This window comes from Pikeienuella piscinae (assembly GCF_011044155.1).
GTDB lineage: Bacteria > Pseudomonadota > Alphaproteobacteria > Rhodobacterales > Rhodobacteraceae > Pikeienuella > Pikeienuella piscinae.
The window spans coordinates 935,756-950,445 of the sequence record NZ_CP049056.1 but is presented as its reverse complement, the minus strand read 5'-3'; the positions used below and the strand labels follow the sequence as shown (position 1 = coordinate 950,445).

Annotated in this window: 17 protein-coding genes; 12 read left to right on the top strand and 5 right to left on the bottom strand. The window is 65.0% G+C overall.

Annotated elements, in window-relative coordinates:
* Positions 1-83: 83 nt before the first annotated feature.
* Genes G5B40_RS04555 through G5B40_RS04545 form a run of 3 tightly spaced genes read left to right on the top strand, consistent with a single transcriptional unit; the run spans position 84 to position 2,028 of the window.
* Entirely contained in the window at positions 84-380 is a 297-nt protein-coding gene (locus G5B40_RS04555; RefSeq protein ID WP_165095586.1) for a type II toxin-antitoxin system RelE/ParE family toxin, read from the top strand.
* A gap of 12 nt (positions 381-392) precedes the next feature.
* On the top strand, positions 393-1,547 hold the full coding sequence (locus tag G5B40_RS04550) for a HigA family addiction module antitoxin (RefSeq protein ID WP_165095583.1): 1,155 nt from the start codon (positions 393-395) through the stop codon (positions 1,545-1,547).
* A 10-nt stretch (positions 1,548-1,557) separates the two neighbouring features.
* Positions 1,558-2,028 carry a hypothetical protein gene (locus G5B40_RS04545; RefSeq protein WP_165095580.1) on the top strand — a complete coding sequence of 157 codons (471 nt, stop codon included), beginning with the start codon at positions 1,558-1,560 and terminating at the stop codon, positions 2,026-2,028.
* Here the strand turns inward: G5B40_RS04545 and G5B40_RS04540 are convergent.
* Positions 2,025-2,240 (bottom strand): histone H1, encoded by a 216-nt coding sequence (locus G5B40_RS04540; protein ID WP_165095577.1) that lies wholly within the window; start codon positions 2,238-2,240, stop codon positions 2,025-2,027. The two genes, G5B40_RS04545 and G5B40_RS04540, sit on opposite strands and share 4 nt — an antisense overlap.
* A 193-nt stretch (positions 2,241-2,433) precedes the next feature.
* Here G5B40_RS04540 and hspQ point away from each other — a divergent pair, with 193 nt between their 5' ends.
* Together hspQ and G5B40_RS04530 are read left to right on the top strand one after the other, a co-directional pair.
* Positions 2,434-2,763: a heat shock protein HspQ gene (hspQ, locus tag G5B40_RS04535; RefSeq protein ID WP_165095572.1), complete on the top strand. Its 330-nt coding sequence runs from the start codon at positions 2,434-2,436 to the stop codon at positions 2,761-2,763.
* 119 nt (positions 2,764-2,882) lie between these two features.
* Positions 2,883-4,757, top strand: a complete 1,875-nt coding sequence (locus tag G5B40_RS04530) for an acyl-CoA synthetase (protein ID WP_165095569.1) — start codon at positions 2,883-2,885, stop codon at positions 4,755-4,757.
* A 194-nt stretch (positions 4,758-4,951) separates the two neighbouring features.
* On the opposite strand, the gene G5B40_RS04525 is transcribed toward G5B40_RS04530, so the two are convergent.
* The 3 genes from G5B40_RS04525 to G5B40_RS04515 are packed head-to-tail and all read right to left on the bottom strand — an operon-like array spanning position 4,952 to position 7,249.
* Complete coding sequence (locus G5B40_RS04525) at positions 4,952-5,674, bottom strand: lysophospholipid acyltransferase family protein (protein WP_165095565.1); 723 nt, start codon at positions 5,672-5,674, stop codon at positions 4,952-4,954.
* A 4-nt stretch (positions 5,675-5,678) separates the two neighbouring features.
* The gene (locus G5B40_RS04520; protein ID WP_165095562.1) at positions 5,679-6,581 is read right to left on the bottom strand and encodes a cell division protein FtsX; all 903 of its coding nucleotides are present in this window, start codon (positions 6,579-6,581) and stop codon (positions 5,679-5,681) included.
* The gene (locus G5B40_RS04515; RefSeq protein ID WP_165095559.1) at positions 6,578-7,249 is read right to left on the bottom strand and encodes a cell division ATP-binding protein FtsE; all 672 of its coding nucleotides are present in this window, start codon (positions 7,247-7,249) and stop codon (positions 6,578-6,580) included. Before G5B40_RS04515 ends, G5B40_RS04520 begins: the two co-directional genes overlap by 4 nt.
* Before the next feature lie 184 nt (positions 7,250-7,433).
* On the opposite strand from G5B40_RS04515, the gene G5B40_RS04510 reads away from it, so the two are divergent.
* Complete coding sequence (locus G5B40_RS04510) at positions 7,434-8,039, top strand: zinc-ribbon domain-containing protein (RefSeq protein WP_165095556.1); 606 nt, start codon at positions 7,434-7,436, stop codon at positions 8,037-8,039.
* Positions 8,040-8,045: 6 nt separating this feature from the next.
* Here G5B40_RS04510 and G5B40_RS04505 read toward each other — a convergent pair whose 3' ends face one another.
* Positions 8,046-8,636, bottom strand: coding sequence for a LysE family translocator (locus G5B40_RS04505; protein WP_165095555.1), 591 nt, complete (start codon positions 8,634-8,636; stop codon positions 8,046-8,048).
* A 272-nt stretch (positions 8,637-8,908) separates the two neighbouring features.
* Here G5B40_RS04505 and G5B40_RS04500 point away from each other — a divergent pair, with 272 nt between their 5' ends.
* From G5B40_RS04500 to modC, 6 genes are all read left to right on the top strand, one after another.
* Entirely contained in the window at positions 8,909-10,219 is a 1,311-nt protein-coding gene (locus G5B40_RS04500; protein WP_211907410.1) for a DEAD/DEAH box helicase, read from the top strand.
* Between the two features lie 127 nt (positions 10,220-10,346).
* The gene (locus tag G5B40_RS04495) at positions 10,347-11,690 is read left to right on the top strand and encodes an MFS transporter (RefSeq protein ID WP_165095553.1); all 1,344 of its coding nucleotides are present in this window, start codon (positions 10,347-10,349) and stop codon (positions 11,688-11,690) included.
* A gap of 72 nt (positions 11,691-11,762) precedes the next feature.
* Positions 11,763-12,074 (top strand): winged helix-turn-helix domain-containing protein, encoded by a 312-nt coding sequence (locus tag G5B40_RS04490; RefSeq protein ID WP_165095551.1) that lies wholly within the window; start codon positions 11,763-11,765, stop codon positions 12,072-12,074.
* A gap of 63 nt (positions 12,075-12,137) precedes the next feature.
* On the top strand, positions 12,138-12,917 hold the full coding sequence (modA, locus tag G5B40_RS04485; RefSeq protein ID WP_165095549.1) for a molybdate ABC transporter substrate-binding protein: 780 nt from the start codon (positions 12,138-12,140) through the stop codon (positions 12,915-12,917).
* 3 nt (positions 12,918-12,920) lie between these two features.
* Complete coding sequence (gene modB, locus G5B40_RS04480) at positions 12,921-13,598, top strand: molybdate ABC transporter permease subunit (protein WP_165095547.1); 678 nt, start codon at positions 12,921-12,923, stop codon at positions 13,596-13,598.
* A gap of 1 nt (position 13,599) precedes the next feature.
* On the top strand, positions 13,600-14,685 hold the full coding sequence (modC, locus tag G5B40_RS04475; protein ID WP_165095544.1) for a molybdenum ABC transporter ATP-binding protein: 1,086 nt from the start codon (positions 13,600-13,602) through the stop codon (positions 14,683-14,685).
* Positions 14,686-14,690: the final 5 nt, after the last annotated feature.

Genomic DNA, 14,690 nt, shown 5'->3' with positions numbered 1-14,690 from the left:
ATAGTCAAGCATATTACAAAATTAACGCATGGCGTTAAGTCGATCATTGACCTCCGGAGCGGGCGGATATATGTAGAGTCGGCATGGAAGTGAAGTTCGCAAACGACGATCTGGCACGAATATGCACAGACGATGCTCACAAGATTGGGCTGCCGGTCGCCGTGATTAAAGCCGCTCGAAAGACGCTGTTGAAGCTCGAGGCTGCGACGTTCGAAAGCGACCTCTTTAACCTCGGGGGGCTGGATTACAAAATCCGCAAGGGAGCCGAAAATGGAACAAGGCAAGTTCGCGTGAACAGGCAGTATCGAATTTTCTTCACGGTATCAGGTGAGGGAGCAGGCGCTGTAGCCACAGTCACCTTTATTGGCGACCCGCACTAAGGAGGGCACTCAATGAGCATCGCTGCACTATTGAAAGAAGTCCCTCATCCGGGGGAGTTCATTCGAGACGAACTTGAGGCGCGCGGGTGGGCGCAGCGCGACCTCGCATACATTCTGGGCGTTAAAGAGCAGGCTATTAACCCGATCATGTCGGGCAAGCGTGGTATCAGCCCGGACATGGCTCGGTCGCTTTCTAAAGCATTTGGGATTTCTGCGGAGTATTTTTTGAACCTCCAGAAAGCGTACGAGTTGTCCACCGCTAACGAGGCGGACCCCGCGATTGAGCGTAGGGCGAAACTGCAATCGATCTTTCCAATTCGGGAGATGATTAAAAGAAACTGGTTCGAATACACGCAAGATATCTCGCTCCTTGAGGCGCAGGTAATGCGTTTTTTCGGGACCAATTCTTTGGATCAGGTTCCTTGCCTGACACATAACGCAAAGAAGGGTGGAGACTATTCCGAGACCACGCCCCTGCAGTGGGCATGGCTGTATCGCGTCAAACAGATCGCCCAGGAAATCGTCGTCCCCGCATACTCAGAGAAGAAACTTGAGGGGGCGCTTGGTGAGCTTGAACGTCTCTTGGTTGATCCGGAGGAAATCAGAAATGTGCCGCGCATTCTCGCCGATGCGGGTATTCGGTTCGTTGTGGTGGAAACTCTGCCAAAGGCGAATATCGACGGCGTATGCTTTTGGCTGGACGGCAAGTCTCCCGTTATCGGCATGACGTGCCGTCACGACAGGATCGACAATTTCTGGTTTGTGCTGCGTCACGAAATTGAACACCTGCTGCACAAGGATGGGCAAAGAAACCAGCTATCGTCTGAGATTGTGGATGTTGACCTCGACCCAGAAGCGGAGAATTTGCCGGAAGAAGAAATGCGGGCCAACAGTGCCGCCTCGCAGTTTTGCGCAGATCAAGACGCGCTGGAATCCTTTGTGATCCGCAAATATCCCTATATGGCAGAGCGAGATACGCTTGGTTTGGCGCGACGTTTGCAGCGCCACCCTGGCATTATTGTTGGGCAACTACAGTACAAGATGTCGGTGCAGTACAAGGTCAACAAATACAGTTGGCTTGCGAAGCATAAGGTCAAAATCAGGCAGTTCCTAAAGGGGGCTGCAACTATGGACGGGTGGGGCGATCCTGTCCCTTTGAACCTTTAAGGAGGTCGAAATGGCCAAATACAAAGAGCAGCTTCAAGGGGTGTGGCATAGGTATGAAGCCGAGCATGGCTCTGTGCCCGCTACTGCGCGCGAGGCAGTCGCATGGGGGATATCTAAGGGCATGATTGAAATGCCCAAGGTTGATCCCTTGGATAAGCTGGCGTCTGACATGTCCACCGCACTTCGGGAAGAATACGCTACCGACAAAGATGGTCGTCGCTATCGCGTCAATCATGCCGTGCGCGTAAGCAAGGGCGGCGTCCAATATACATTTTGGGCCATCATGAAAGATGCTCCAAGGGAGCACATGCAGAAGGCTTTCATTCAACGTCGAGAGCAGATCGTTGGCGACTGTGTGCAACTCAACACCGATGTCGAGGCTTACAATGCAATTCACGAAGGCCAGCGACCGATCCAGATGCTGTTTGATTTCCGTGACGACATCGAGGAGCGCAAGTTTAGCGCAGAAGTAGCTGCCTAGCCCTTCTTCCAGCGTGCTTCGGCAGCGACACGCGCTATCTCTTCGCGCTGCTGCGGCGTGAGAGACGCTGCTCGCGCCTCGCCGCCCTTTTTCCCGCCCTTACGCTGTGCAGACGTGTCTGGATCGTGTATCGCGTCCTCCCCCGTAGCAATATCCGCCACCAGCTTCGCAAGCTGGTTCGCATCGGCGGGGCGTTTGGGTCTCTGTGTCATGCCCTCAATATGGCGATGGGCGCGAGCCAGGGCAAATCAAAGCTGCGATAGGCTGGATTTCAAACTGACCCACTACCGTCGCCTGCGGTCGAATGCGCGGCGGGCGAGTCATTTCCAGGGTCGCCTATGGAAACTTTTTTAGCAGACCTATACTACATGCTCGCATAGGCGGAACTGGAGCGAATCGCGAACAATGATACGGGCGTCGGCGAAATTCCGGATCGGGCAGGTTGTGCAGCATCGCGTGCATCCCTTCCGCGGCGTCATATTCGACGTTGATCCGGTGTTCTCCAACACCGAGGAGTGGTGGGATTCCATCCCCGAGGAAAATCGACCGCGGAAGGATCAGCCCTTCTATCATCTTTTCGCGGAGAACGACACGAGCTACTACGTGGCCTATGTCTCTGAGCAGAACCTCCTTCCAGACGATTCCGGCGAGCCGGTCGATCATCCGGAAGTCGGCGAGATGTTCGGCGTGCTCGAAGGCGGGCAGTACGAGGTCGAGCCGACTTACCGGCACTGACCGGGCGTGTCTGACGCCCTTGCGGCGGGTGCTTTCCACCCTTGCGACCTATTGCTGACCCGCGCATCCTCATCTTCGGGAAAGCAGGCGCCGTCCGCGCGCCGGGGGAGGAGAACGGGATGAGTTACGCCACCTTAGCCGACAAGCACGCGTTCGAGACGGCTCCGTTTGCCGAACGGATTACAGTGAACAACGTGTTCGAGCGGCTGGCGGAGACCGCATCGCGGCACGGACCGCGCCCGGCGCTCAGCTTCCAGATCAAGAGCGGGGAGAAGGACAAGGCGGAAACCCTCTCGTGGTCCACGCTCAAGGGCCGGACGGCGCAGGCCGCGAATCTTTTCCGCGACCTCGGCGTCGGCCCGAACGATGTGGTCGCCTATCTGCTGCCGAACGCGAACGAAGCGGCGATCGCGCTTCTTGGCGGAATGACGGCGGGGATCGTGAGCCCGATCAATCCGCTTCTGAAAGCGGAGCAGATCGGCGAGATCCTGGCCGAAACCGGGGCCAAGGTTCTGGTCACGCTGGCGCCCTTCCCGAAAACCGACGTGGCGGAGAAGGCGGCGAAAGCGCTGTCTTTGGCCCCGAACGTGAAGCATGTGCTGACGGTCGATCTGAAACGCTACCTGACGCCGCCACTTTCCTGGATCGTGCCGCTGATCCGCCCGAAGGCGAACTGGCCGAAGGGCGTGCGCGTCGCCGATTTCAACGCGGAGATGGCGAAGGAAGACGCGACGCTGAAGTTCCCCAACGAGGCGACGCGGGACACGATCTGCGCCTATTTCCACACCGGCGGAACCACCGGCATGCCGAAGGTCGCGCAACACAATCATGGCGGAGCGCTCTATAACGGCTGGGTGGCGGATGCGGTGCTGGCGACGCCGGACGACGTCCTGCTTTGCCCGCTGCCGATGTTCCATGTGTTCGCCGCCTATCCGGTTCTGATGGCGTGCGTCACGACCGGCGCCCATATGGTGATGCCGACGCCGCAGGGATATCGCGGTGATGGCGTTTTCGACAATTTCTGGAAGCTGGTGGAGCGCTGGGGCGTTACCTTCATGATCATGGTGCCGACCGCGGCGTCGGCCCTGATGCAGCGCCCGATCAACGCCGACGTCAGCAGCCTCAAGAGCGCGTTCTGCGGCTCCGCGCCGCTGCCGCACGAACTCTTTCGCCAATTCGAGAAGGCGACGGGAGTGAACATCCTCGAAGGCTACGGCATGACCGAGGCGACCTGCGTCATCTCCGCCAACCCGCCGCACGGGGAGAAGAAGATCGGCTCCGTCGGCATTCCCTTCCCGTATACGGATGTGAAGATCCTCGACTGCGCGCCGGACGGTTCGATCAAGAGGGAATGCGGGGTCGATGAGATTGGTGAGATCTGCGTGCTCAATCCCGGGACATTCCCCGGCTATACCGACGCGAGGCGGAACGACGGGGTTTTCGCCACAGGCGGGCATCTGCGCACCGGCGACCTCGGGAAGTTCGACGCCGACGGTTATCTCTGGATCACCGGCAGGGCGAAGGATCTGATCATTCGGGGCGGCCATAATATCGATCCGGCGGTGATCGAGGAGGCGCTGATGGCTCATCCGGCCGTCGCGTTCGTGGGCGCCATCGGCCAGCCCGACGCGCACGCCGGAGAGGTGCCCTCCGCTTATGTCGAGTTGAAGGAAGGCGCCAGCGTGACCGGCGAAGAGCTGGTCGCCTATGTGGCCGAGCACATTTCCGAACCCGCGGCGATTCCAAAATATGTCGAGGTGATGGAGGAACTGCCGAAAACGGCGGTCGGGAAGGTGTTCAAGCCTGACCTCAGGCGCGCCGCGATCCGGCGGATCTACGCCGCGGCGCTGGACAAGGCGGGCGTCGGGGGGGAGGTCGTGGATGTGGTCGACAGCAAGGAGACAGGGCTGACGGCGATCGTCTCCGGAGGCGAGGACGAGGCGATCACCGCCGCTCTCGGCCGGTTTCCCCGTCCCTGGGCGCGTGCGGCCTGAGCGTTCCGGATCAGCCCGGCGGCGCGGTTCGTGAATGATCCGGCTGAGCGGCGGGTCCGGTTTCCGCCGCCGGCCGGATCTGCGGTATGCTGAAAACCCCGCGAGAACTGGCGCGGCCCGTCGACTTCTCCGTGACGGTTGGCGGGACACGCGCCGGGTCAGGTGTTTCCATCGGCCGGAGCCTTCCGACCGCCTCAGGCGCGCCACAGGTCGCGGGCTTCTTTCGCCAGCCGTTCGGTGGCCGGCTCGATCCGCTCTTCAAGGGCCGCGACGAATTCTGAAGGCGACAGGCCTTCGGGCAATGGCTCCATGAACTCGATCACCGCGACGCCCGGCTTGCGGGCGACGCCGCGGCGCGGCCAGAAATGCCCGGTGTTCGCGGCGGCTGGAATGCAAGGCAGGCCGTAGGTCCGGTAAACGAGGTGCGATCCGGGCTTGTAGGGCGCTTTCTCCCCCGGCTTCACTCTTGTTCCCTGGGGAAAGATCACAAGCTGTCCGTCGAGGTCGCGCCGCCGCTCGATCTCGCGCATCATCTCGCCGACCGACGCCCATCCCCGCCCGCGCGTCACCGGGCTGGCGCCGATTCGCAGCGCGTAGAACCCCAGCATCGGCGCCCAGATCAGGCTCCGCTTCATCACGAACCGCGCCGCCGGAAGATCGCGAAGAAGAACGAGAACATCGAGGAAGCTTTGATGCTTCGCGGCGATCAGCACGTCTCCCTGAGGGATCGGGCCGCGGGTCTCCGCGGTGAGGCCGCAGAAAACGCGAAGTCCCCAGAATACGCAGCGAAGGTAAACCCGGATGCCGAAATAGGCGCCCGCGCGAGACCAGATCGCCATCGGCAGAAAGAAAAGCCCGAAGACAGCCATGAGTCCGTAGAGCCAGAAGAAGAACAGGACCGAGCGCAGAAAGCGCACCGTCTCACCTCCCGCGCAGCACGAAATGCGCCGCCGCCCGCGTCGCGCCGAGCGCGGTCAGCCCGGCGATCAACGCGGCCGCGAAAGGCGTGATCAGGATAACGCGCCAGTCCGCGCCAAGCCCGCCCGCGGTGAAATTCTCGATCCCTTCGACCGGCGGCATGTTGGCGGCGATCAGCGCCGCGACCAGCGCGCCCAGTCCCGCGCCGATCGCGGCGCGTAGCGCGAACGGGCGCTCGAAGGCGCGGGAGATGAAACGATCCTCGGCGCCGATGAGTTTCAGCGTCCTGACCACGCCGGAACCGGACCAGAGCGTCGCCGTGGCCGCTACGGCCACCATTGCGGCGAGAGCGCCGGTGGAAAGCAGAACACCCGCCGCCGCCGCCCGCCGCAGACCGCGCGCGGCGACGATCAGCGGCGCGCGCCATTCCCGATGATCGTCCCAGACGGCCCCCGGCGCGTCGAGCGCCAGGCGCCGGCGCACTTCTTCCACGTCGGGGCCGCCCGGCTCAAGCTGGACATCGATCAGCGCCGGGACGGGCAGGGCCGCGATATCGGCGTCGGGCCCGAGCCAGGGCGAGAGCAGGGCGCGGCTCTCCGCCTCCGAGAGGAGATGGGCCGAGGCGACGCCTGGCGTGCTTTCCAGCACCGCGAGCGCGGAGAGCGCGATCGCGTCCGTGTCTCCCTCTGCGGGCGCGGAGACGCGCACGGTGGCCACGGCCGAAAGCTCCGCCGACCAGCGCCCGGCGATCCGGTCAGCGGCGAAGCCGGTCAACGCTCCCGCAGCGGCGAGAAACCCCGTCGCCGCGGCGACCAGCGCGATCAGCCCGCCGATCACGCGCGCGCGGGGCGCGATGGGCGGCGCCTTCGCGCTCAGCGCGCCCTGAACTAGGCGGAGCGCGTTCATAGCGGCGCCCCGGAACGAAAAATGCGCCCGTTCTCGACCTTGAGGACATGCGCGCTCATGCCCTGCGCCGCGCGCATCAGGTTGAGGTCGTGAGTCGCGATCACCACGGTTTTTCCAAGACGGTTCAACTCGATGAAGAGCGACATGATGCGCTCCGCGGTGTCTGCGTCGACATTTCCGGTCGGCTCGTCCGCGATGATGAGGTCGGGTGATGCGACGACGGCGCGTGCGATCGCGGCGCGCTGGCGTTCGCCCGACGACAACTCGGCCGGGCGCGCGCCGAGCCGCTTGCCAAGCCCGACCCAGGCGCCGAGTTCCCGAAGTTCCTGCGCGGGCCGGATCTCCCGCCCTGGTAGGCGAAGCGGAAGCGAGATGTTCTCCAGCACCGTCATGTGGTCGATCAGGTCGCAATCCTGCAGGACGACGCCCATCCGCCGCCGAATGGCCGGCTCCTCGCGACGTGGAATGGCGGAGGTGTCGCGATCGAAGACGCGAACCTCCCCGGTATCGGGACGAAGCGCGAGGTAAATCAGCCGCAGCACCGTGGTCTTTCCGGCGCCGGACCGCCCGGCAAGAAAGTGCATCGAGCCGGCGCTGAGCGTGAGCGTGACGTCGGAAAGCACCGCGTTCTCGCCGTAACTGAACCCCGCCGCCCTGAATTCGATCATCCGTTCCGGCTTTCATCCTGCTTCGCGCGGCGCGACAATCGCAAAGCCGGAAGCGCGTGACAACGCCCCCTCGACGTCGAGATTGAACGGGCGCGCGGGGGCTTGCTTGGCGCGCGTCGCGCGGCGCGTTATAAGTTCGGAGCGGGCCGGGTGGCGGCGCAAACCAGAGGGACCGGAACAGCACATGCGTCTGACTTGCCCGTCCTGCGCGGCGGAATATGAAATCGAGCCTGGGGCGATCGGCGCGCGCGGCCGGAGGGTCCGATGCGCCAGCTGTGCGAAGGAGTGGTTCCAGGAGGCGCCCGTCGCCAGCGTCGCCGAAGCCGCGGCGGCCGTGGACGCCGCCAGGACCGCCGCCCGCGAGCGCGAGATGCTGCGCGCGTCGGGGCGTGAGACGGACCGGGACGCCGTGCTTCCGCCTGAGCCTGAGCGCCCGATCACCGCGCCTGAGCCGCCGGCGATAGAGGGCGAACCGGGCGAGGCGGCCCGCTCGGAAGATGCGCGCGCGGCGCGGAACCTGTCCGAGGAACGCCGGCTGCTGGCCATGGCGCCGGACGAATTCGCCGCTTCGCTGCGCGCCGGTGAGGACGCCGACCACGGGCCGCGCGCCGGGGCCGCCTTTCTCGCCGGTTTCGCGACGGTTGCGGTTCTCGCGCTGATCCTCTTCGCGATTTATGTGAAGCGGGCGGAGATCGCCGATCTTGTCCCCTCGGCCGACGCGCCGCTCGCGGCCTACGCCGATCTGGTCGACCAGGGGCGCGCGGCGCTCGCCGGGCTTGTCGGCGGTTAGCTCGCCTCACCGTTCCGAAAGCGCCGCGAGCGCGACGACGGCGAGAAGTGAAAACGCCATGGCGAGATTGATCGCCCGTTGCGCGCCCGGGGAAAGATCGAGTCGCTTCAGCGCGACCCCGGCGCCCAGCCATGCCAGGTGCACCGGGATCCAGATCGCGTTGAGGATCAGCAGCTTGATCACGACTTCCACGGCCAGGCTCTCAGGCCAGAACGCATAGCCTGAAAAGAGCAGATTGTTCACCGCGTAGGCTTTCGGATTTATGAATTGAAGGAGAAGTCCACCGATGAATCCCGGCGCGGATGCGCTTTCGATGAAGCCGATCCGCGCCCCCGAAAGCGCGATCCGCGCCGCCAGCCAGACAAAGAACGCGGCCGAAGCCCAGACCAGCGCCACCCGCACCTCCGGGACCGAAAGCGCGACGGCTGCGAGCCCGGAAATGACCGCGAACGCGACGAGATTGGTGCCGATGAACAGCCCGGCGACGAAACGCAGTCCCGGCCGATAGCCGAATCCGGAACCGACGCCGGCGGTCGTCAGCACGCCCGGACCGGGCGAGATCAGCAGAAAAAACACCGCGAGCGCAAATGTGGACATCGATTTCCTCCGGGACCGGCACACTGCCCGCGGCGCCGAGTCGCTGACAAGAGTTTTGTCAGCACTGTTGACTTATCGGGGCAAAGGGCGCATTTGCCCTCCCACACGCCTGACCCCGCGATGGCGCAACGTCCTGTCCCTGTCGAACTCGATGGGTGGAGACCGGTCGCGGGCGAGGCCCTCGAAAAATCCGCCTCTACCGGCTGCGCCCGGAACGGGCCGCCCGCCGGGCCGCGTCACAGCGATGCGCCCGAGGCGGTGAAGGACTTCAAGTGACAGAACTGACCTTTCAGGAGCTCGGCTTCGCCGAGCCCATTCTTCGCGCTCTTAAATCGCGCGACTACGAAATCCCGACGCCGATCCAGGCGCAAGCGATTCCGGCCCTGATGCAGGGCCGCGACATGATCGGCATCGCCCAGACCGGGACGGGCAAGACCGCGGCTTTCGCGCTGCCGATTCTTCATGCGCTCGCGAGCAAGACGCCGCAGCGCGGCGCCCGTGGGCCGCGGGCGCTGATCCTCGCGCCGACCCGTGAGCTGGCGATCCAGATCGGCGAGGAGATGCGGAGCTACGCGCAGCACCTTCGGCTCTTCCAGACCGTGATCTTCGGCGGCGTAGGGCACGGAAACCAGATCAAGGCGCTTTCGCGCGGCGTCGATATCGTCATCGCAACGCCGGGGCGGCTTCTGGACCATATCCAGTCGCGCCATGTTTCTCTGGGCGCGGTCGAGCATCTTGTGCTCGACGAGGCCGACCGGATGCTCGACATGGGCTTTGTCCATGACGTTCGACGCATCGTCGGCGGCACGCCGAAAGCGCGTCAGACGCTGCTCTTCTCCGCGACGATGGAGGGCGAGGTCGCTCGGTTGGCGGCGGAGTTCCTGACCGAACCCGCGCGCGTCGAGGTGACGCCCCAGGCGACTCCGGTCGACCGGATCGCGCAGACGGTCCGACACATGGACGGCAAGGCGAAAAACGACGTGCTTCTCGATCTGCTGGCCGACAGGAGCCTGGACAAGGTGATCCTGTTCACCCGCACCAAGCACCGCGCCAACAAGGTGGCCGAGACACTGGAGAAATCCGGCGTGGTCGCCGATGCGATTCATGGCGGCAAGAGCCAGAACGCCCGCCAGCGGGCGATCAAACGTTTCTCCGCCGGCTCGGTCCGGGTGCTTGTCGCGACCGACATCGCGGCGCGCGGCATCGATATCGGCGGCGTCACCCATGTGGTGAACTACGATCTGCCGAATGAGCCGGAAAGTTACGTCCATCGCATCGGCCGCACGGCCCGCGCCGGGGCCGAGGGCGAGGCGGTCAGCTTCTGCGACGCCTCCGAGCGCGGTTATCTGCGCGCCATCGAGCGCCTGATCGGCGTGAAGCTGGCGCTTGTCGGCGAAGGACCGAAAGGCCCGGACGAGGCGCCGCCCTCGCGCGGCGGCGGCAATCGTGGCGGCGGGCGCCCGCACGGGCAAGCGCGCAAATCCAACGGCGCGCCGCGTCAGCGCCGCGCGGACGAAGGATCGAAGGGCAAGCCGCGCCGCAATCGCAACTGGCGCTCTGGCAAGGCGTCTGCGAACGCCTGACGGAGCGGCCCGGGCGATATCGTCCGGGCGCGTCCGGGGCGCGGGGGAAAGCCCCCCGCGCATCCCTTTCCCTTGATCCCCGGGGCGGAACATGCGGAAACTCCCCTATGGCAGGGGAGGGCGGACGATGAGTTCGGAAATCGCGGTGGACGCGCCGAGCGAGGCTGCGAAAAACCAGTTCGCATTGTTCGGAACGCGCCGGTTCTGGCCGCTTTTCGCGGTTCAGTTTTTTGGCGCCTTCAATGATCAGACCTTCAAGAACGCGTTCGTCGCGCTTTTGACCTATCGACTGGCCGACCGTCTGATGCTGACGGAGGGGCAGGTTGATTCCTATGTCCAGATTTCCGCCGGGCTTTATATCCTGCCTTTCGCGGTTTGCGCGGCGACGGCGGGACAGATCGCTGACGGGGTGGACAAGGCGCGGATGATGCGCTGGGTGAAATTCGCCGAGATCGTGCTGATGGGGATCGCGGCGGTCGCCTATCTGACGCAAAGCCTGCCAGTCCTTTTCTGCCTGATGTTCCTGATGGGCGCGCAATCGGCGTTCTTCGCGCCGATCAAGTACGGCGTGCTGCCGCAATACATGAAGCGCGATGAGATGCCGGCGGCGAACGGGCTCATCCAGGGCGCGACCTTTCTCGCCATCCTGCTCGGTCAGATTTTCGGCGCGAAACTGGTTTTGACCGAAGGCGGCGTGCTCGGCATCTCCATCGCCGTCGTCGCCATTGCGGTGATCGGCTGGCTCGCCAGCTTCGCCGCGCCGCCCGCGCCGCCGCAGGGGCCGAAGCCCAGGGTGAACTGGGTCATGCCGGTGGCGATGGTGCAGATCCTCATCGAATGCCGCCCGGAAAAGCCGGCGATGTTCGCGATGCTGGCGCTTGGCTGGTTCTGGTTCGCGGCGGCGACGTTTCTTTCGCTGATCTTCCAGATCGCCAAGTTTTCCCTACTGGCGTCCGAAGATGTGGCGCTCATCCTGCTCACCTCCTTCTCGGTCGGCATCGCTGTCGGCGCCGTTCTCTACAGCATCATCGTCAAGGGGCGCGTGACGCTGAAGACTGCGCCCTGGGGCGCCGCGGGCATGGCGGTCGGTTCTCTCTTCTTCCTTGCCGCCGTGCGGAATTACGGCGCCGGCCTGGAAGGGCGAGAGGGCCTGCTCACCGTTGGGGAGTTCCTGGGTCGAGTCGACGCGTGGCCGGTGCTCGGCGCACTGGTCTTCATGGCGATGTTCGCCGGTCTCTATGTGACGCCGCTCAATGTCGAATACCAGGTAAAGGCTCCGGAGGGGCGGAAGGGGCAATTCGTCGCCTGCTCCAACGTGATCGACAGTCTTTGCATGGTCACTTCCGCGGGTCTCGCCGCCGTTCTGATCGGCGTCGTCGGAGTCCCGCGTGAGTTCGTGTTCGCGCTGGCCGGACTGACTGGTTTCGCCGCCGCCTATATCGTCTGGCGCCGGGCGCAGCGGGAGGATTGAGACCTGGCGCCGGAAGCCGAACACTCGAATCCGGCGGAGCTGCGCTTTCGCATCGTCTTCGGACCGGGGGCCATGCTGGGGCCCGGCAAAGCGGACCTATTGGAACTGATCGCCGAAACCGGCTCGATCTCCGCCGCCGGGCGGCGCATGGGCATGAGCTACAAGCGCGCCTGGCTGCTGGTTGAGACGATGAACGCGATATTCTGCGCGCCGCTGGTCGAGAGCACGCGCGGCGGTCCGAAAGGCGGCGGCGCGGTGCTCACGCCGGAGGGGGAGCGCGTGCTCGCGGCCTATCGGCGTATCGCGGCGCGGTTCGCCGACGCGGCCGCGCCAGAGATTCGGACGCTCGCCGCGATGCTGAAGGATATTCCCGAAGGGAAATAGCGCTTGCCGGATAAAGGCGGTGCAGTGATATGTCTTGCCGTACATATCGACGTAAGGACGCCCATGATTTTCGCAGCCCGCCGCCGGACGCTCGCCGCCGCGTCTATCGCCATCGTATTCGCGATGGGCGCGCCGGGTGAGGCGACAGCCGAGCCGCCGGTGGTCGCGGTCGCCGCGAATTACACGATCGCGGCGGAGCGCATCGCGGCCGCCTTCACTGAGAAAACCGGGGAAGAGGTGAAGCTGACCACGGGTTCGACCGGCAAACTTTACGCGCAGATCCGCGCCGGCGCACCCTTCGCCGTCATGCTTTCGGCTGACGCCGCGACTCCGGAGCGGCTGGAGGCGGAGGGCCTGGCCGCGAAGGGCTCCCGTTTCACCTATGCGTTCGGTCAGCTTGTGCTCTGGAGTGCGGATGAGGGGCGCTTTGGCGACGGGCTTGCGGCGGCGTTGAACGACCCGTCGGTCAGGCATGTCGCCATCGCCAATCCTGACCTGGCGCCCTATGGCGCGGCGGCGCGGGAGGCGTTGACCGCGCTGGGGCTCTGGGAGGGCGTGCGGCCGAAGATCGTGATGGGAGAGAATATCGGCCAGACCTTCGCCTTGGTAGAAAGCGGCGCGGCCGCGGTCGGTTTCGTGGCGCTTTCGGCCGTTCGCCCACCGGGCGCCCCGCCGCAAGGTTCGCTGATTCGGGTCCCGAAGGGGGCCTACGCGCCGATCCGGCAGGACGCGGTTCTGCTCCTTCCCGGCGCCGAGGACGAGACGGCGAAGGCCTTTCTCGCCTTTCTCGGCGGCGAGACTGCGCGCGCCATCACCGCCGCCTTCGGCTACGGCGTGGAATAGCCGATGAGCGCGCCGGATCTGGGTCCGCTCTTCCTGACGCTGCGGCTGGCGGCCGTCGTCACCGTCGTGCTGCTGGCGCTCGGTGCGCCCTTCGCCTGGTGGCTGGCGCACACGAGATCGCGCCTGAAGCCGGCGCTGGAGGCGGTGACCGCTTTGCCTCTGGTTCTGCCGCCGACCGTGATGGGCTTCTATTTCCTCCTGCTCCTGAGCCCGAATTCGGCGTTCGGCGGATTCTGGTTGAATGCGACGGGCGATACGCTGGTCTTTTCCTTCACCGGTGTCGTCATCGCTTCGGTCGTCTATTCGGCCCCTTTCATGATTCAGCCGCTGCAGGGCGCGTTCGAGGCGATCGGCCGCGCGCCGCTGGAGGCGGCGGCGACTCTTGGCGCCAGCCCGCGCGACGCGTTCTTCACCGTCGCGGCGCCGATGGCGGCGCGCGGATTCCTGACCGCTTCGGTGCTGACATTCGCGCACACGATCGGCGAATTCGGCGTCGTCCTGATGGTCGGCGGGTCGATTCCCGGCCAGACCAAGGTGATCTCCATCCAGATCTACGAGCGCGTGGAGGTCATCGACTACGCGGCGGCGCATGCGCTCTCCGCCGGGTTGCTGGTTTTCTCCTTTCTCGTCCTGCTTCTCGTCTACAGCGTGAACCGCCGCTACCCGATGCGGGTGCTCTGAGATGGCGCTCTCGCTCGACATTCGCGTCTCTCATCCGGGGTTCGCGCTCGAATTCCGGGCGGAGATCGCGGGCGCCGGGGTCACCGCGCTTTTCGGTCCTTCGGGCTGCGGCAAGACTACGGTGTTGCGGGTCATCGCCGGGCTGGAGAAGGGGGCGACGGGCCGCGTGATCTTCGAAAGGGAGCCTTGGCAGACGGGCCGGCGGATGCTTCCCAGCCACCGGCGCGGCGTCGGTTACGTCTTTCAGGACGCGCGGCTTTTTCCGAATCTGACGGTCAGGGGCAATCTCGACTATGCCGCGCGGCGCGCGCGGCGGGCTGGGCGCCGGCCCGACTTCGACGACGTGGTCGGCGCGCTGGATCTCGGCCCGCTTCTCGGGCGGCCGACGCCCGGGCTTTCGGGTGGAGAGCGTCAGCGCGTGGCGATCGGCCGGGCGCTGCTGACGGCGCCGCGACTTCTGCTGCTGGACGAGCCGCTTTCAGCGCTGGATGAAAGCCGGAAAGAGGAGGTGATGCCTTATCTCGAGGCGCTGAGGGGGGCGGCGAAGACGCCGATCGTCTTCGTCAGCCATTCACTTGCTGAGGTGGCGCGGCTCGCTTCCGATATCGTGGTGATGAAGGATGGCGGCGTGATCCGCGCCGGCCCGCTTGACGACATGCTCGCCGATCCCGGCTTCGCGCCTGTGATCGGCCCGTCTCTCGCCGGAGCCGTGCTCGCAGGAACGGTGGCGGCGCATCACGATGACGGGCTGACGGAACTTGCGCTCGGCGGGGCGCGGGTCTTTCTGCCGGGCGTCGCGGCGTCGGTCGGCGCGACGATCCGTTTCCGGGTCCGGGCGGATGACGTGATCCTTGCGGTGGGGCCGGTCTCGCGGCTGTCCGCGCTGAATGTTCTCCCGGCCGTGGTGGAGGATGTGCATTTCGGCGCAGGCCCCGGCGCCATGGTCGCGCTTCGCGTCGGCGATCAGCGAATGCTGGCGCGTGTCACGCAGCGCTCGCTTGGCGCGCTCGGCCTCGCGCCCGGCGCATCCTGTTCGGCGGTGGTGAAATCCGTCGCGGTGACGCGCGCGGAGATCGGCCCGGGGTGACCCCG